The organism is Plantactinospora sp. WMMC1484, from assembly GCF_049315195.1.
Lineage (GTDB): Bacteria > Actinomycetota > Actinomycetes > Mycobacteriales > Micromonosporaceae > Plantactinospora.
Genome location: NZ_CP186055.1, coordinates 1,971,234 through 1,988,181, shown reverse-complemented (window position 1 = coordinate 1,988,181; position 16,948 = coordinate 1,971,234). Strand labels below are relative to the sequence as shown.

At 69.4% G+C, this 16,948-nt stretch carries 12 protein-coding genes, 1 tRNA gene and 2 pseudogenes; 7 read left to right on the top strand and 8 right to left on the bottom strand.

The features are described 5' to 3' along the window. Nucleotides 1-2: 2 nt before the first annotated feature. Nucleotides 3-1,031 carry a TerC family protein gene (locus ACN28C_RS08710; RefSeq protein ID WP_422773017.1) on the top strand — a complete coding sequence of 343 codons (1,029 nt, stop codon included), beginning with the start codon at nt 3-5 and terminating at the stop codon, nt 1,029-1,031. 53 nt (nt 1,032-1,084) lie between these two features. On the opposite strand, the gene ACN28C_RS08705 is transcribed toward ACN28C_RS08710, so the two are convergent. From ACN28C_RS08705 to ACN28C_RS08695, 3 genes are all read right to left on the bottom strand, one after another. Then, entirely contained in the window at nt 1,085-2,233 is a 1,149-nt protein-coding gene (locus ACN28C_RS08705) for a GDSL-type esterase/lipase family protein (protein WP_422773016.1), read from the bottom strand. Beyond that, a complete protein-coding gene (locus ACN28C_RS08700) occupies nt 2,233-2,811 on the bottom strand; it encodes a WHG domain-containing protein (RefSeq protein WP_422773015.1) in 579 nt (192 codons plus the stop codon). The genes ACN28C_RS08705 and ACN28C_RS08700 overlap by 1 nt, the downstream gene beginning before the upstream one ends. A gap of 267 nt (nt 2,812-3,078) precedes the next feature. Beyond that, nucleotides 3,079-3,207, bottom strand: a complete 129-nt coding sequence (locus tag ACN28C_RS08695; protein WP_422773014.1) for a hypothetical protein — start codon at nt 3,205-3,207, stop codon at nt 3,079-3,081. Between the two features lie 15 nt (nt 3,208-3,222). Between ACN28C_RS08695 and ACN28C_RS08690 the strand changes: the two are divergent. Next, nucleotides 3,223-4,123 (top strand): annotated as a pseudogene (locus ACN28C_RS08690) (tyrosine-type recombinase/integrase); the annotation flags it as partial. Nucleotides 4,124-4,282: 159 nt separating this feature from the next. Here ACN28C_RS08690 and ACN28C_RS08685 read toward each other — a convergent pair. Beyond that, nucleotides 4,283-4,358 (bottom strand) — tRNA-Arg (locus ACN28C_RS08685). A gap of 354 nt (nt 4,359-4,712) precedes the next feature. On the opposite strand from ACN28C_RS08685, the gene ACN28C_RS08680 reads away from it, so the two are divergent. Further along, on the top strand, nt 4,713-5,654 hold the full coding sequence (locus tag ACN28C_RS08680; RefSeq protein WP_422773013.1) for an ATP-binding cassette domain-containing protein: 942 nt from the start codon (nt 4,713-4,715) through the stop codon (nt 5,652-5,654). Next, a complete protein-coding gene (locus tag ACN28C_RS08675) occupies nt 5,651-6,400 on the top strand; it encodes an ABC transporter permease (RefSeq protein WP_422773012.1) in 750 nt (249 codons plus the stop codon). Before ACN28C_RS08680 ends, ACN28C_RS08675 begins: the two co-directional genes overlap by 4 nt. Here ACN28C_RS08675 and ACN28C_RS08670 read toward each other — a convergent pair. Continuing rightward, nucleotides 6,384-9,518 (bottom strand): BTAD domain-containing putative transcriptional regulator, encoded by a 3,135-nt coding sequence (locus ACN28C_RS08670; RefSeq protein WP_422773011.1) that lies wholly within the window; start codon nt 9,516-9,518, stop codon nt 6,384-6,386. The genes ACN28C_RS08675 and ACN28C_RS08670 overlap by 17 nt on opposite strands. 123 nt (nt 9,519-9,641) lie before the next feature. On the opposite strand from ACN28C_RS08670, the gene ACN28C_RS08665 reads away from it, so the two are divergent. Further along, nucleotides 9,642-10,445: a lysostaphin resistance A-like protein gene (locus ACN28C_RS08665; RefSeq protein WP_422773010.1), complete on the top strand. Its 804-nt coding sequence runs from the start codon at nt 9,642-9,644 to the stop codon at nt 10,443-10,445. Between the two features lie 764 nt (nt 10,446-11,209). Here ACN28C_RS08665 and ACN28C_RS08660 read toward each other — a convergent pair. The 3 genes and pseudogenes from ACN28C_RS08660 to ACN28C_RS08650 all read right to left on the bottom strand — a co-directional run bounded on the left by ACN28C_RS08660 (nt 11,210) and on the right by ACN28C_RS08650 (nt 14,861). Further along, complete coding sequence (locus ACN28C_RS08660; RefSeq protein ID WP_422773009.1) at nt 11,210-12,286, bottom strand: endonuclease/exonuclease/phosphatase family protein; 1,077 nt, start codon at nt 12,284-12,286, stop codon at nt 11,210-11,212. A gap of 246 nt (nt 12,287-12,532) precedes the next feature. Then, nucleotides 12,533-13,721, bottom strand: a pseudogene (locus ACN28C_RS08655) (low temperature requirement protein A). Nucleotides 13,722-14,396: 675 nt separating this feature from the next. Beyond that, nucleotides 14,397-14,861: a hypothetical protein gene (locus tag ACN28C_RS08650; protein ID WP_422773008.1), complete on the bottom strand. Its 465-nt coding sequence runs from the start codon at nt 14,859-14,861 to the stop codon at nt 14,397-14,399. 126 nt (nt 14,862-14,987) lie between these two features. On the opposite strand from ACN28C_RS08650, the gene ACN28C_RS08645 reads away from it, so the two are divergent. Continuing rightward, nucleotides 14,988-15,410 (top strand): YciI family protein, encoded by a 423-nt coding sequence (locus ACN28C_RS08645; protein WP_422773007.1) that lies wholly within the window; start codon nt 14,988-14,990, stop codon nt 15,408-15,410. Between the two features lie 78 nt (nt 15,411-15,488). Next, the gene (locus ACN28C_RS08640) at nt 15,489-16,616 is read left to right on the top strand and encodes an RNA polymerase sigma factor (protein WP_422773006.1); all 1,128 of its coding nucleotides are present in this window, start codon (nt 15,489-15,491) and stop codon (nt 16,614-16,616) included. Nucleotides 16,617-16,948 lie beyond the last annotated feature (332 nt).

Genomic DNA, 16,948 nt, shown 5'->3' with positions numbered 1-16,948 from the left:
CAATGGGGGTCACTGCGCTGGGCTGGACCCTGACGGTCGCGGTCATTCTGGCCCTGCTGGCGTTGGACCTGTTCGTCGGCGTCGTACGGCCACATGCGGTCGGCTTCCGGGAGGCGATCGCGTGGTCGGTGTTCTACATCGCGGTGGCAGTGATCTTCGGCCTGGTTCTCGCCGGCATCGTCGGTTGGGGCTACGGCACCGAGTACTTCGCCGGCTATGTCGTCGAGAAGAGCCTCTCCGTCGACAACCTGTTCGTCTTCGTGATCATCCTGTCGACGTTCGCCGTTCCGCAGGAGCACCAGCACAAGGTGCTCACCTTCGGCATCATCGCCGCGCTGATCCTGCGTGTGATCTTCATTGCGCTCGGCGCGACCCTGCTGGCGTTCTTCTCGTTCATGTTCCTGATCTTCGGTCTGCTGTTGATCTGGACCGCGATCCAGCTGTTCCGGCACCGTAATCAGGACCCCGACGTCGAGAACAACGTCCTGGTCCGCGCCACCCGACGACTGCTGCCGGTCACCGACGAGTACGACGGCGGCCGACTGATCACCCGCCTGGACGGACGTCGGGTGGTGACTCCACTGTTCGTCGTGCTGATCGCCATCGGCGGTACCGACATCCTGTTCGCCCTGGACTCCATCCCGGCAGTGTTCGGCGTGACCGACGAGCCCTACATCGTCTTCGTCGCCAACGCGTTCGCCCTGCTCGGGCTGCGAGCCCTGTACTTCCTGGTCACCGGGTTGCTCGACCGGCTGGTCTACCTTTCGGTCGGGCTGGCGTTGATCCTCGTGTTCATCGGGGTCAAGCTCGTCCTGCACTGGGCACACGTCGACCTGGACCCCAGCGTGCCGGAGATCTCCACCCCGGTCTCCCTGGCCGTCATCATCGGCGTGCTCACCGTCACCACCATTGCCAGCCTGGTCAAGGTTCGCCGCGACCCCGATGCCCGCGCCCACGCCAGCGTCGTCACCCGGGGGAGGCCGCGCTCGGCGGAGACCCGGACGCGACGGCGCCAAGGATCGGAAGGTTAGCGGCTCGACGAGTAGCTACAGTGGCCAGTCCGGCGGGAGATGCCGGGGCGGGGTCACCGGACGAACGGGCCGGCACCGGTGAAGGCGTACTCGGCGAACCGGGCACCGATCTGCTGGTGCGCCTCGGGGCTCGGATGCAAGCCATCCGGTAACGGAAGCTCGGCGGCGTCGGCGGCACCGTACAACGAGGTGCCGTCAAGGTAGTGCAGGTCCTTGTCGGCTGCGCGCCGGTCGGTCAGCGAGCGCAACTCGCGCCGGATGACCTGAAGCGTCAGGCGTCCCAGCGTGACGTCCCCGGGCGTTCCGGTCGCAAGGAAACGCACCTGGCCGGTGCCGATCGAGACGGGGTCGATCGCGCCCGGGCCGGGAGTCTCCTCGTGGATTCCGCAGAACAACGGCGAGATCAGGAGCAGCGGAACCTCCGGGTGCCCGTCACGGATCGTGTCGAGGAAGCCATGGACCGCGGGGACGAAGGCACGTAGCCGCATCACGTCGAGATTCACGACGTTGATGCCGAGCTTGATGCTGATGTAGTCGGCCGGGGCATCGCGGATCACGCGGGCCAGGAACGGATCGACCAGCGCGCTGCCACCGAGGCCGAGGTTGCGTAGCTCGACACCGGCATGACGGGCGGCGACGGCCGGCCAGATCTCGCTCGGCGCCAGCGCGTTCGAGCCCTGACTGATCGAACTGCCGTGGTGCACCCACAGCGGCAGCCTGGCGTCGTCCGGCTCGATCGGTGCGTCGGCCCGCAGCTCGATCAGTTCGACGGCCTCGTTGTGCGGCAGCCAGATCTCGAGTCGGTGACGGCCCGCGGGCAGGCCGGAAACCGTTGTCGTGTGCGGCTCCCCGGGCTGGAAGGCAGTCTGGCCGGTGCTGAGGTCGACCTCGATCCGGTCGCCACCGTCCAGCACGTCGCGCATGACGAGCTCGCCATCGGCGTAGACGTCGATGCGTCCGCGCGGTCGCTCGGTGTCCGCGTAGGCGATCCGGGTCGGGTGTGTCACCAGCTCGACCGCGGTTGCCGCCGTGTGGAACACGATGCGTACGCCGGACGGCTGGCTCTCCATCGACAGCAGCTGGCCGTCCGGGAATTGCTCCCGTACCCAGGCGGGCAGCCGGTGTGGCCGGACGCCGCGCGGGGTGACCTCGACCTCGGCGACGCCGCGGAGAAGCTCGGGGAAACGTGTGGAGACATGCATCAGGAATTTCCTTCGGTCGGCCAGGAGCGGAAAACCGTGTCGAGCGCATCCAGCGCTCGTCGCCAGGAGACCTCCGGCGCGGGCTCGCGGTGCCCCAGACTGCCGTTCGCCTCAAGCGCCAGGAAGCCGTTGATGGTTGCGCCGAGCAGCCGGGTGGCATGCACGAGCTCGGTCTCGGGCAACCGGTAGCCGCGGAGCACCGCCAGGGTGAGCGCGACAAGGTGACCGGCCGCGTCCGAGTGAACGGTCGATGCCGCGGCCGGGCGTTGCAGAGCGCTCCAGCGACCGGGGAACTGGCGGGCATAGTCGCGGTGCGCATCGGCGAGAGCGACGAGCGCGTCCCGCCCTGAGCGGCCGCCGATGGACAGCGCGATCCGGTCGGCAAGCTCGCCGAGTGCCAGTTCGTGCACGCTGTCGAGCAGGGACGACCGATCGCGGACGTGCGAGTAGAGACTCGCGGTCCGCACCCCGAAGCGGCGGGCCAGCGCCGACAGGGTGATCGCGTCGAATCCCTCTCGGTCCGCCAGCTCCGCCGCCGCCGCGACGACGACCGCTGAGGTCAGGTTCGCTCGTCCCACGCCCACTAGCCTACACCTAGTAGACAAAAACCTAAAGACCTTAGGTTCAGCTACCCGCGCCGAGGTACTGGCGGGAACTTGGCGTCACGGGGATCCTGGCCCTGCGGCCCTCCCCCCAGGGCGCTCGTCGACCCGATCACGGACAGACGTCACACCCGCGACCAGGGCGTTCGGCACATGATCGCCGCCCTGGACCTTGCCCGCGGCAAGCTGCATGGCGCCGCCGGAGAGGTCAGCAGAGCGGAGCCTCGGTGGAGGACCACCGCCCTACCACGACACCGGAAGTTCCCGGAGCCCACCGGTGACCAGGTCGCCCCGTAACCGGAGCCACTCGACCGGCACCGCGAGTTCCAGCCCCGGGAACCGGGCCGCCAGCAGCTCGAACAGCGCAGTCATCTCCATCCGGGCCAGCGCGTCTCGGTCGCGCCCGCCCTGGGCAACCTTTGTATCCGGGAGCCAGCGTCGGCCGCATCGACAAGTTCCTGCGCAAGGTCGCCGAGGACCGCCCGACAGCCGCCAGGCTCGCGAAGGTCGTCCTCACGCAATGCTCGCCCTGGCCGTACGCCGTGGCGTGCTGACGACCAACCCCGTCCGCGACACCGGCCGGCTACGCAACCCACGCCGCAAAATCGTCGCCCTGAAGACGGAGCAGTTGGAGGGCGTCCGTGCGGCCATCCAGTGGTGGCAGCAGGCCACACCCGGAAACCCGGGCCTCGGCACACCGGCGATCTGGGCGACATCGTCGACCTCATGCTCGCCACCGGCGCCCGCATCGGCGAGATCCTGCCAACGCGCTGGGAATACCTCGACCTTGCCGCCGATGGCTCGACACTGACCATCTGCGGCACGATCGTCTACCTCAAGGGCAAGGGCTTCTTCCGGCAGGACTGGACGAAGTCCGACGCGGCTTCCGAACCGTTGTCCTACCTCGTTTCGCAGTCGGAATGCTGATGGAACGAAAGCTCAACGCCACCGACAACCCCGCGATGCGATCTTCGCCTCCCGGCGCGGCACCTGGCTGTCTCCGCAGAACGTGCGCCGCCAGTGGCGTCAGGCCCGCGCCGACGCTGGCCTCGAATGGGTCACGCCACACACCTTCCGCAAAACCGTCGCCACCCCGATAGACAAGGAGGCTGACGCCAAGCACGCCGCAGCCCAGCTCGGGTACGCCACCGAGCAGGTCACCAAAAGGCACTACATCGTCAAGCCAGCTCTAGCCCCGGACAGCTCAGACATCCTCGAACAGCTCGGCGCTGGCCAGGCCACGACCAGGCAGGAGCGTCGCTCCCATGGCCCAGGCGGGACCGGATAGACACACAGGGAGGGGGCCCGTCCCCGACATGCCGCAGTACGGACCCGTCAGAACCCGTCGCCCACCAGCGTGTTATTGAGGGGTTTTCGGGGGCGATTCAATATCACATAGATAAACACCAAGGCCCTGGCCGGATTGCTGCGGGCCAGGGCCTTGTGTTGGTGCCCCCGGCAGGATTCGAACCTGCGACACACGGTTTAGGAAACCGATGCTCTATCCCCTGAGCTACGAGGGCGTCATGATCCAGGCTAGCTGGCGGCGGCTGTCAGCGTACCGCAGGGAGCCCTGGCGGCGGTCAGCGCTGGCACCGCCGCCCGGCGACGCGCACCGACCGCACGTGATCGGCCCCGGGCGGGGCGAACCAACACCGGCGATCATGGTCGGGCATCGTTCGCTCACCGCTGGTCAGGGACGGCAGAGCCACGTGCTACGTCCCGCCGTCACCCACGTCGGCCGTACCCCTGTTCGCCCCGCCCAGGACCACCGCACGGACCCGGTGCGCGACCGGCGGTCGGCCGCAGGGAGCCGGTGAAGCGCCGTGTCAGGGCAGTGTCAGGGCAGTGTCAGGGGAGCCGCCCATGGTGGTCGCATGACAAGTTCAGCGATCGCGGTCTCCGGGCTGCGGAAGGCGTACAAGGACAAGGTCGTGCTCGACGGCATCGACCTGGACGTCCGCGCGGGCACCATCTTCTCCCTGCTGGGTCCGAACGGGGCGGGCAAGACGACGACGGTGAACGTGTTAACCACGTTGGTACGGGCCGACGGCGGCTCGGTGCGCGTCGCCGGGCACGACGTCACGACCGAGGCGAACGCGGTGCGGTCGGCGATCGGGGTCACCGGTCAGTTCGCGGCGGTGGACGAGTTGCTGACCGGGCGGGAGAACCTACAGCTGATGGTGGACCTCAATGGCCTGCGCACCAAGGACGGCAAACAGGTCATCGGTCAACTCCTGGAGCGGTTCGAACTGGCGGGGTCGGCGGACAAGCCGGCGTCGACCTACTCGGGAGGCATGCGCCGGAAGCTCGACCTGGCGATGACGCTCGTCGGTGACCCGCGGATCATCTTCCTCGACGAGCCGACGACGGGGCTGGACCCGCGCAGCCGTCGCACGATGTGGTCGATCATCCGTGACCTGGTGGCGGACGGTGTGACCATCTTCCTCACCACGCAGTACCTCGAGGAAGCCGACCAACTCGCCGACCGGATCGCGGTACTCGATCAGGGCCGACTGGTCGCCCAGGGCAGCCCCGACGACCTCAAGCGCCAGATCCCCGGGACCCACGTGCGGCTCCGGTTCGCCACCGTCGCCGAACTCGACGCGGCCGCGCGCGTCCTCGGCGACTCCACGCGGGACGACGAGGCACTGGCCCTGCGGGTTCCCGGCGACGGCGGGACGAAGTCGCTGCGGGCGCTGCTGGACCGGCTCGACGAGTACGCGATCAGCGCCGAGGAGTTCTCCGTACAGACCCCCGATCTTGATGACGTCTTCCTTGCCCTGACGGGCCGCACCACGGAGGTGGCCGCGAAATGAGCAGCAAATCCCACTCGATGGTCATGTTGCGTCGCAACTTCCTACACATCGCCCGGAACCCGGCGGCGGTGTTCAACGCGGTCCTGATGCCGATCGTGCTCATGCTGATGTTCGTCTACATGTTCGGGAACGCGTTCAGTGTCGGTGTCGACTACATCGACTACGCGACACCGGGGCTCATGCTGCTGGCCGTCTGCTATGGGCTGGGAACGACCGCGACCGCGGTGAACTCCGACATGACGAAGGGCATCATCAACCGGTTCAAGGTCATGCGGGTCTCTCGTGATGCCGTGCTGAATGGCCATGTCGTCGCCACTGTGCTGACCAACATGGTCGCCATCGCGGCCCTCCTCGGGGTGGCCTTCCTGCTCGGCTTCGACCCGTCGGCGGGTGTCCTCGACTGGCTCGGCGCGATCGGCGTCATCCTGCTGCTCAGCTTCGCGGCGAGCTGGCTCACCGTCGCACTCGGGCTGTCGGCGAAATCTCCGGAGACGGCGGGCCTGGCCGCCGTACCCCTGATCATGCTGCCGTTCTTCAGCAGCGCGATCGTTCCCGCGGAGAAGATGGGAGCCGGACTCCGGCAGTTCGCGGAGTACCAGCCCTTCACTCCGATCATCGAAACCCTGCGCGGCCTCCTCAACGGCGCACCGTCCACCGGTACGGCGCTCACCGCCATCGCCTGGTGTGTCGGCATCGCCCTTGTCGGATACCTGTGGGCGCGGTCCACGTTCACGAAGCGAGCGTGACCGCGGCCAATTGGCTCCAGTCCGTCTCAGCGCCCTTTCGAGCCTCCTCGGCGAACGTCGCTTCGCCGAGGAGGCTCCGCACCGTCCGCTCGATCCGGGCCGCGTCGGGGTGGGAACGATCCGGCCGACCACGCACGGCGGCACTCGCCCCGAGCAGCCGCGCGGCCTGCCCGGGCTTGTCACGACGCAGCGCCAGATCCGCGACCCCGACGAGCACCTGCGCGATCAGAGGTGCGTAGCCAGCCTCGAGCGCCGCCTGACACGCCGCCGCGCGATGCGTACGGGCCTGGTCGACGTCGGCGGCCAGGTAGCCCAGCAGGTCGTGGGTTCCCGCCCGGATACCTGCCTGCTGTGCCTCGTCGCCAAGCAGCGCCGTCATGACTCCGAGCTGTTCGTATGCCTCCTCGGCGTGGCCGCCCCAGCGCGCCAGCTCCGCTTTCGACAGGGCCAGTTCGGCGAGCGCGCCCGGCCAGGTGACCCGCTGGGCGAGCTGTTGTGACTCGGCCATCGCGGCCGCGCTGGAGTCCTCATCACCCAGCAACCAGTAGAGCCGAGCCTGTCGGGCTCGGATCCGGATGATCTCCTCGGCGGTGCCGACCTCGGTGACGACCGCGACTGCCTGTGCGTAGTACGCGCACGCGGCGGCGATATCGCCGCGCACGGCGAGTAGCTCCGCCAGCTCGGTCAGTGCGAACGAGATGCCGAACCGTTCACCGAGGGCCCGGAACTCGGCGAGCGCCTGCTCGAGATACCCGACCGCCTCCGGCCCGTCCTGGCCGAGCATGGTCCGCATCTTGCCCAGCTGAAGCCGGGCCAACGCGCGCACCCAGGGGTCCTCGTCGTCCAGCAGCGGTTCCCATGCCGCCAGGACCGCGTCCGGCGCCCGCAACATTCGCTCCAGCGGGACGACGAGCGACTGGCCCGGGTGGCCGCGCCGACTGTGCCGGCTGAACCGGTATGCCTTGTGGATCCACTCGGCGGCGTGGTGTTCGTCGCCCGGTCCGGAGTTCACGAACAGCACCACGAGCGCGTACACCGTGGCCCGGATGTCGTCGGGCACCTCGCCGGGAGTCTCGGTGGCCGCCGTGATCAGCTCCATGCCCTCGGTCCGGTAGCCGCCGAGCCACCAGTACCAGCCGGCGCCAGCGGCCAGTCGCATCGCCGCATGCGCTTCACCCGCCGCGAGCGCACCGCGCATCGCGGCGGCGATGTTGTCGTGCTCGGCGTCGAGCGTGGCGAGCCATGTCAGCTGGTCGGCTCGGCGAAGCTGCGGCTCGGCGGTCTCGGCGAGATCGGTGAAGTAGGCCAGATGCGCGTGACGCGCCAGATCCGATTCCCCCGCCTCGGCAAGCCGGTGCCTGGCGTACTCCTTGATTGTGGCGAGCATGCGGTAGCGCAACGTGCCCTCACCGTCGGCGATCAGCAGTGACTTTTCGGTCAATGCCGTGAGTACCTCGAGCACCTCCTCCTGTTCGATCGTGTCGTCCACGCAGACCCGTTCGGCGGCTTCCAGGCTCGCCCCGCCGGCGAACACCGACAGCCTGCGCAGGACGGTACGTTCGGCGTCGGTCAGCAGTTCCCAGCTCCAGTCGACCATCGCCCGCAACGTTCGGTGCCGGGGCAACGCCGTACGGCTGCCGCCGGTCAGCAGCCGGAACCGGTCGTCGAGCCGGCTGGCGAGCTGGTCGACGGACATGGTGCGCAACCTGGCCGCGGCCAGTTCGATCGCCAGGGGCATCCCGTCCAACGCGCGGCAGACGCGCGCCAACATCGACGACGTGTGGGCGTCGACCGCGAGATCCCTGCGCACCGCGTTCGCCCGGTCGCGCAGCAACCGGACGGCGGGAGAGGACTCGATTTCGGTGAGGCTGGCCTCCCGGGCCGGCAGGGCCAGCGGCGTGACCGGCCACAGCGCCTCGCCGATGATGCCGAGCGGTTCCCTGCTCGTCGCCAGGATCCGCAACCGTCGGCACTCCCCGAGCAGCCGGTGGGCGAACGTCGCCGCCAACTCGATCATGTGCTCGCAGTTGTCGAGGATCAGCAACATCGCCCGGCTCCGGATCGCCGTGACGAGCCGGTCGGTCAGTTCCGTTTTCGGCGCCTCGCCGAGCAGGGCGTCCCGGAGGCCGAGCGCTGCGAGGGTCGCCTGGGCCACCTCACCGTCTGCGCCGACGGCGGCGAGGTCCACCAGCCACGCGCCGTCCGGCAGGTCGTCCAGCAGCCGGCGCGCGGTTTCCGTGGCCAGCCTGGTCTTTCCCGATCCGCCCGGCCCGATCAGGGTGACAAGCCGGTGCTCGCCGGCAAGTGCGCCGACCGCCGCGACGGCTTCGTCCTGGCCGATGAAGCTGCTCAGCTCGGCCCGTAGGTTCGTCTTCCGTTCCTCCCGCCGACCCACCTCCCCCCGGAGCAGGGCGACGTGCAGTGTCGAGAGCTCCGGTGAGGGATCGACGCCCAGGGCGTCCGCCAATGCCTCTCTCGCGCGCTCGTAGACCAGCAGCGCCTCGGTGTCACGACCCGTTCCGGCGAGGGCACGCATCAGCGCGGCGACCAGGCGTTCCCGCACCGGGTGCGCGGCCACCAGGTCGGTCAGCTCGGTAACCACCTCCGCGCCATGGCCGAGGCCGACCTCCAGGTCGAACCGGTCCTCCAAGGCCGCCAGGCGTAGCCGGTCGAGCCGGGTAACCGCCGCGTCGAACGCCGCGCTGTCGGTCAACCCGACGTCCTGCATGGCCGCACCGCGCCACAGGGCGAGCGCCTCACGCAGCCGCCCAACCGACTGCGGCTCCTCGCTGTCGCGGGCCCGGCCGAGGAGGCGTTCGAACCGTACGGCGTCGACAGCGTCCGGCTCAACCGCCAACCGGTAGCCGTCCGGCTGCCCCTCGATCAACCCCTCCGGCAGCACCTTCCGCAGCCGGGAAACCAGACGTTGCAGGGCGTTCGCCGCGTCAGCGGGTGGCTGCTCACCCCAGACCCAGTCGACGAGCGCCGCCTTGGAAACCACGCGACCAGGGCTGAGCGCGAGCCCGACCAACAATCCACGCAACCGCGCGCCCGTCACGATGACCGGGACGTCACCGTTCACGCGTACCTCGAACGGTCCCAACATCCTGATCTGCACCTGGCAGATCCTGCCACGCCATCCACGGCCTCTCACCTGCGCCGGGTGACCCGGCAGGATTGTCGCGTCGCCGTGTCAGCGGCAGGACAGGGCGGTGACAGGAGGTGTGGCAATTCTCTACCCATGCAGAGCATGTCGACCCTCACCGCCGCGCCGGAACGTGTCCGCCCGAACCGCTTCGTCGAACTCCTGGTCGCCGACCGTCACTCGCTTCCGCTGTCCATCGCGTTGCACCTCGTGCCCGGAGCACTGGTCGTCGGCGCTTACCTGCTCCTGGCCGAACCGTTCGTCAAGGCGATCGGCTACCCGATCTTTCTGGCCTGGGCGATCGCTTTGACCGTCGTGCTCGTGCCGATCCAGTTCGGCCTCTTGTGGCTGGGTCGAAAGCGCACCGGCCGCCTGACCCTGCGCGGAGTCCTGGCCTACCTGGACAGGCCGATCTCCCGCGGGAAGATCATTGCCCTCGTCGCCGGGTTGATCGTCTGGATGACGGTGGTGTCCCTGTCGCTCACCCCGTTGGACAATCTCATCTTCGACAACTTCTTCACCTGGATCCCCTTCGAGGGCGCGGGCGGCAGCGCCACCGCCTACATCGACGGGTACCCCCGGCCGATGCTGGTCACCACGATGCTGATCTGCCTTCCACTGACCGGGTTCACCCTGCCGTTGATCGAGGAGTACTACTTCCGCGGGTTTCTGTTGCCCCGCATTGCCCACCTGCGCTGGGGGGCGCCCGTGCTGAACACTGTCCTGTTCTCCGTGTACCACTTTTGGGCGCCGTGGACCGTACTGTCGAAGATCATCTTTTTGTTCCCGGGGGTCTGGCTCGTCTGGCGCAAGCAGGATCTTCGGGTGTCGATCGGCATGCACCCCGGTACGTGCCTCCTCATGGCCACGGTGGGCACCCTCGCCCTGATCCTGATGTAGATGTTGTTCGAGGTCGGGTTTGCGACGTCCACATGTGCGCTCTCGCCCTGCTGCTCGTACCGGGTCGTCCGGCACGAGCAGCAGGGCAGCGAGGTCACGTCACGCGACGGTCGTCGATGCCCGACCACAGTTGCGCCACCATGTGATCTTCGTGTCACGGCACCTGCGAGGAGCCGGTGGTCCTGCGTACCCGTGGCGACGCCAGCCACGTCCAGCACCTGCCGAGCCGCGCGAAGGCCCAGCGGCGTCGGAAGAAGGACGTACGCGAGCCCGGCAGAACCCGTGCGCAACGCCGACACGGTCCACGTGCATCCCCGCCGACCGGTGTGGGCCAAGCACACGGGGTCGCTCTGCCGCCCACGCCGCGAGCGTTGCTCGGACAAGCCGCCCAGCTCGATCCCGACGACTTCGCCCAGTACGACGTCACCGGCCAAGCGCTGGACAACTCAGCAGCCGATTCGCCGAATGGCGCCGCGAACTGCTCGACGACGAGGAAGGATGACTCGGCTCCCGGCGGGGTAAGCCTGTACACGCAGGACCCCACAACGTTCCAGCTGATCTTCGGCAAGCGATCGCAGCGAGCCCGCGAAGCGGCCGGCACGCAGCGGCAGAAGGCAGAAAGCCGCAGGTCGTCGGCCTGTGGACACCGACAGAGCGTCCGGTTGGGAAACCGATGCTCTATCCCCTGAGCTACGAGTGCCTGGGCGGTGTTGCGCAGGGTCTCCGACGTACTCCGGCTCCTACCGGATTGGGCGGTCGCCGAGTTACGAGGGGAGTTCCATTTCGACCGTCGTGACCCGGCGGCGAAGGATGCGACCGTCCTGCGCCCGGTGGTCGAGAGCAGGCCGGACGGCGATCGGATGTATTACCTTCGGGAGTACATCGAGATCGGGCATCAGCATCCCCACGCTCCGCCGTTGACCAAACGTGGATCCTCCGCGGCCGCAGGTGACCCTGCCGCGCCCGCGCCGCACTCGCGTCGGATCCGGTCGGCCCCGGTCCCGGCACGGGTGCGGCGCGAGGTCAGCCAACACGCCGAAGTGGTCGCTAGCCCACACCGACCCGACCGGCTCAGCGAACGCGAGCCGGCAGTCGGCGATCCGCAGGGTGGGACCGTGGTCGACGGCGCGGACGAGGACATAATCGATCCGCCGGCCCAGCTCCAGTGGCATGTCGCCGCCGGTAACCAGCGGGTTGCTCGGGCTGAAGGTGTGCCCCTCCTCAGTACCGTGGATCGCTTCCCAAGCGTCTCGGTACATGACGCTGCACCGCCGCAACGACTGCCGACCGGTCCAGAACCGCACGCTCGCCGCATCTGGGACTGCGTCAAAGTCTCCCGCCACCACTACATGCACATTGTCGTCCTGTGCCAGCTTCTCGATCTCTTGCGCCGTAGCTACAGCCTGCAACTCCCGCTCATGTTCGTAGCCGCGCTGCCAGGTCGGCTTCTGATTGACGAACAGTAACGACCCAATTGGCGCCGGAGCCTCTATACGGGCAATCAACGCCGCACCCGGGAAGCCAGCGGCTCTTTCGGTGACCTTGAGACTGATTTCCCGCACCTCCTGCAATGGCCAGCGGCTGACCAGCGATATGCCGGTGCCATCGTCAGCCCGGCCGCTCTGATGACACACCGAGTATCCTGGGCCCAGTAGATCCTCAACCTGGTCGTAGTCGTCCGTGACGATGGTCTCCTCAAGCGCCAGAAGGTCGGGGTTCAGCTCCCGCAGACCATTGCGGAGCGCCTCTCGTCGCTCCGGCCATGGATCACTGCGGCCGAACACGTTCAGCTGAAGCACCCGAAGTCGATCGCCCTGAATCGGCCGGCCATGCGCTGACACGCTTCCTCCACAGCTCTGTACCGAAACCAACGAACCAAGCGGGGTTGTCCCGGTACCCACCATCCCCGGCATGAACGCCACCAGGCTGAATCCGCCGAGCTCCCCTTCATGAGCCCGAGCTTCGCGGGCATGACCACGCCGGCCCTGGTGGTCGCGGGGGTGCGGCAGTGAGCGGAGGCCGCGTCCCCCGTCGGCCGGGCGCCGACCGGGGACGCGTGGCCGAGCCTCACCGGCCCGGCCGGAGGGTCAGTCGCCGCTCACCGGCCCCTCGTCCACCCGTGCCGCGTTGCCGCGCGATTCCTCCTCGGCCCCTTCGCCGGCCGCGTCGCCACCGTGCCGCCGTGCGGTCATCTCCTCCGCCGCGATCATCAGCACGATCACCAGAACCAGGGCGGCGAGCGCCACCAGAGCCGGCACCAGTGTGGCGACCGGCACCAGGACGAGGCAGGCCGCGGCCGCCGCGACCCGGGCCCAGGCAATCATGTGGTGGATCCGCCAATGGGTGTAGGCGAAGGCGAAGAGGAAAAGTGCGCTGCCGCCGAAGAGGAGCAACATCTCCCGCTCGGGCATCTCGTCGAGCGGCGAGGGCACCAGCTCCGCCAGGCCCACGGCGAGGGTGATGATCCCGAAGCTGAAGGCCAGGTGGCCGTAGACCAGGACCGCACGGCGCAGGTCCGGCTGGTCCGGGGCCCGCTCCATGGCGCGCCGGAAGTCCGGCACGCCATAGCGGAAGTACGCCCACCAGAGGGCGCCGACCAGGGCGTACGCGGCACCGACGGCGGTGACCCGGGCAGGGGTCAGCGGATCCTCGACGGCCCGCGCCCCGACCTGGATCACGGACTCGCCGAGCACCAGGATGATCAGCAGCCCGTAGCGGTGCGTGTAGTGCAGCGGATGCACCCGGCTCTGGGCGACCAGGTGGCGCGCGACCCAGGGACTCAGCAGGTCGACCAGGGCCGCAGCACCCCAGAGGGCGACCCGGGTCGTCCCCGGCAGCACGGCGCCGGCCAGCAGCAGCGGCCCGGTGAGCAGGAAGACCCCGTAGGGACCGACGAAGAGCGTACGCCAGACCGCACGTCCGCGCAGGGCGAGGAGGGCCAGCAGAACCCGGCTGGCGAGATAGATGACGATGAAGGGCAGACTGCGGTCGCCGTACGCGCCGGGGGATCGTGAGCGCCATCAGCAGGCTGCCGAGCCCCAGGGTGAGGATGCCGACCCGGTCCAGCACGGAGTTGACGTCGCGCTGGTTGATGTAGAGGGTCACGCCGCCCCAGGCCCAGTAGACCGGGACGAAGACGATCAGGGTGTGTGCGATCCCGATCCAGCCTTGGTGCTCGTGCAGCAACCGGGAGAACTGGGTGAGTGCGAAGACGAAGGCGAGGTCGAAGAAGAGTTCTTCCCAGGTCACCCCCTTGCCAGGCGGTCCTGACCGCATCGCCAGCCGTCACCCGGCTCGCGCGCCACAGGCACGCGGCACCGCGACCGCGGGCGGCGCGGAGGAGCGACGCAGCGCCGGATCTGCGGTACCCACCACCGATGCGCCCCCACCGTCCGCCGTTCCGACCGGAAGAGGCTAACTCCGGCGGTCGTCGCACGGCGTCGAATGGCGGCACGCTCACCGGAAGGTGGCGCCACGCACCGGCGGGTCGATCCCGGTCAGCTCGGCGGAGAGTGCCCACGGCCGCGCCGCCTCCACCTTGCTCGCCTCGTATCCCAGGGCGACGGCGCAGTCTCGCAGTGCAGCCCGCCCGTGCCCGCGAGCGCGGGTGGGCTGGCGGCCCAGACCTGCGTCGCCGGACCCTGCTCCGGCGTCTTGAACGCGTCGTCCACCAGGTTGCCATCGGCGTCGACCCACCCGGCGGCGACCACCTCGGCCCGGCTCAGGTGGCGCTGGAGCGGGGTCAGGATGTAGCCCGGGGCGCCTACGAGGAGGCCGTCCGGCAGGGCACCGCGGACGGCCTCTGGGCACGCCGACGCCCGTCGCGAGCGGAGGCACCGACCAGGACGAGGCGGTTGACCCGTTGACGGCCGGGCACCGCTGACGAGCCGCCCGCACCCCGTAGCCAGCCGGCGACCTACCTCAGGCGGATGAGCGACGGCTGCGCACACCTCAGTCGGACGGGTCGACGGGCAACCGGGTGAGCCAGTCCTGCCAGGCCCGCTCGGCGTCCTCCGGGTCCGCCTCGGCACCGAAGAGGTGGTGCGTGACGACGAGGGCGTTGCCCCGGTCGGTGCCGGAGTGCAGGAAGCGGTAGAGCGCGTCCGCGGTGCGTACGCCGAGACAGGTGGGTAGCCCGGTCAGGTCGACGACGCCCTCGATCGGCGGCAGGCCGTCGACGGTGAACCGGACCGCGGTGCCCTCGGCGACCTCGCCGGTGATGCCGAACTCCCGCGCCACGGCCGCCCACACCTGGTCCGGGGCGCCGGCCCCCGGCCGGAACCCGCCGACCGGCACGCCGTACCGGCCGGGAAAGTGCGCAACGTACGCGGCGAGGGTCTTCAGGTACATGTCCCAGCCGGCCTGCATCGCCTCGTACTCGGTCTCCCAGTCGTCGCCGAGCACGCCGTTCTGCACGAGCCGCAGCACCGTACTGCCCGTGTCGCGGCCCTCGACCGCCGGGAATTGCTGTCGGTGATGCCACGACCGCCGGGAAATTCCGGCCGGTTGTCGTTCCCGCGCCACCCCGTTCGTCGTCATGCTGTGCGGCAGCCCTCAGCGGGGGACGCCCGCAACGAGGAGCATGAGCAGAAGGAGGAGACGATCGACGTGAAGTACATGTTTCTGATCTACGGCGATCCGACCGGAGACCCGACCAGCCCGGAGGCGGTCCAGGCGGAGATCGATGCCTACTGGGCGTACGACAAGCTGCTCACCGACGCCGGCGCCCTGCTCGACAGCCAGGCGTTGCAGGGTACCGAGACGGCCACGTCGGTGCGGGTCGGCGGGGACGGCGGGCATACGGTCACCGACGGGCCGTTCGCGGAGACGCGGGAGATCCTCGGTGGCTACTACCTGGTCGACCTCCCCGACCTCGACGCCGCCATCGGCTGGGCCACCCGCTGCCCAGGCGCGTTGCGCGGCACGATCGAGATCCGCCCCATCATGGAATTCGAGCAGCCGTGACCGGCCGACGACGGCATCTACGATCCGGAGTGAGCCCACCGGGCGGCGGGCCAGGGGTGACGGAGGTGGTGGGTAGCCGTGTCCGGTGACGGGCAGCCGACCGTCGACACCGTCGAGCGGGTGTTCCGGGAGGAGCACGGCCGGCTCCTCGCCACCCTGCTCCGGCACTTCGGTGACCTGGACCTCGCCGAGGAGGTCGCCTCGGACGCGATCGAGGCGGCGCTGCGGCACTGGCCCGTGCAGGGCGTGCCGACCCGCCCGGCGGCCTGGCTGCTGACCACCGCCCGGCACCGCGCCGTCGACCGGCTCCGCCGCGACCGTGCCCTGGCGGCGCGGCTGGCCGTGCTCCGCGCCGAGGCGGTTCGGGACGACACGGCGGCACCCGTTCCAGGCCACGAGGGCGACGTACCTGACGAGCGGCTGCGGCTCTTCTTCACCTGCTGCCATCCGGCACTGCCGGGCCCGGCGCAGGTCGCACTGACACTGCGCTGCCTCGCCGGACTCACCACCGCCGAGGTGGCCCGGGCGTTTCTGGTGCCGGTGCCGACGATGGCGCAGCGGATCGGGCGAGCGAAGAAGAAGATCCGGGAGGCCCGGATTCCTTTCCGGGTGCCGGACGTCGCCGAACTGCCGGCCCGGCTCCCGGGCGTACTCCGGGTGATCTATCTGATTTTCACCGAGGGGTACGCGGCGAGCAGCGGCCCGCGGCTCGTCCGGGCCGACCTCGCCGACGAGGCGATCCGGCTGGCCCGGCTTCTGCGCCGCCTACTGCCCCGGGAACCGGAGGTGGCCGGGCTGCTCGCCCTGCTCCTGCTGGTGGACGCGCGCCGGGCCGCCCGGTGCACCGCCGAGGGTGAGCTCGTGCTTCTCGACGACCAGGACCGCACGCTCTGGGACCGGGACCGGATCGAGGAGGGTCGCCGGCTCGTCCTGGGTGGCGCGCTGACCATCCGCCCCGGGCGGCGGCTCGGCCGGCGTGCGGAGGCGGCGACGGCGTACCGTCGGGCACTCGACCTGGTCGGCAACGAGCCGGAACGGGCCTTCCTGAGCAGGCGACTCGCGGAGGCCGCCGGGACGGGTGGTGCCGGCCGCCCCGGGACCGGGAGCAGTGCGCGCGGACGATCTCCCAGTTCGCCGACGCCACCCGGTGGGCGCGCAAGGGCAGCTCTCGGGGGTGCACCGCCTGTTCGCCCGGCTCGACAGTGAGAACGCCGCGTCCGTCCGGGTCTGCGAGCGCCTCGGCATGCGCCGCGAGGCACACCTGATCGAGAACGACTTCTACGGCGGGCGCTCGGCCAGCGCGTACGTCTACGCGGCTCGCCCGCGACCTCCGTCGCCGAGTCTATTCCGGAGCGTCGACAATACTCGAGCCGGACGATCCCGGCGAATGGCGCGTCTTCGAAAGTTTCGGCGCCTGGCGACCCGACGCCCGGCGAGGACCCCCAGCACGGCCAACGCTCCCGACCAGTGGCTTTCCTCGGGCGAACGGCGACATGAGAGGGTTCGGAAGTTTACATATCCTTACCCACGCCGATGGA

Excerpts from the sequence above, each read along its gene's own strand:
- ACN28C_RS08705 (WP_422773016.1), bottom strand. The coding sequence starts at position 2,233 with ATGCATGTCTCCACACGTTTCCCCGAGCTTCTCCGCGGCGTCGCCGAG.
- ACN28C_RS08675 (WP_422773012.1), top strand. The coding sequence starts at position 5,651 with ATGAGCAGCAAATCCCACTCGATGGTCATGTTGCGTCGCAACTTCCTA.
- ACN28C_RS08665 (WP_422773010.1), top strand. The coding sequence starts at position 9,642 with ATGCAGAGCATGTCGACCCTCACCGCCGCGCCGGAACGTGTCCGCCCG.
- ACN28C_RS08695 (WP_422773014.1), bottom strand. The coding sequence starts at position 3,207 with ATGACTGCGCTGTTCGAGCTGCTGGCGGCCCGGTTCCCGGGGCTGGAA.
- ACN28C_RS08710 (WP_422773017.1), top strand. The coding sequence starts at position 3 with ATGGGGGTCACTGCGCTGGGCTGGACCCTGACGGTCGCGGTCATTCTG.
- ACN28C_RS08680 (WP_422773013.1), top strand. The coding sequence starts at position 4,713 with ATGACAAGTTCAGCGATCGCGGTCTCCGGGCTGCGGAAGGCGTACAAG.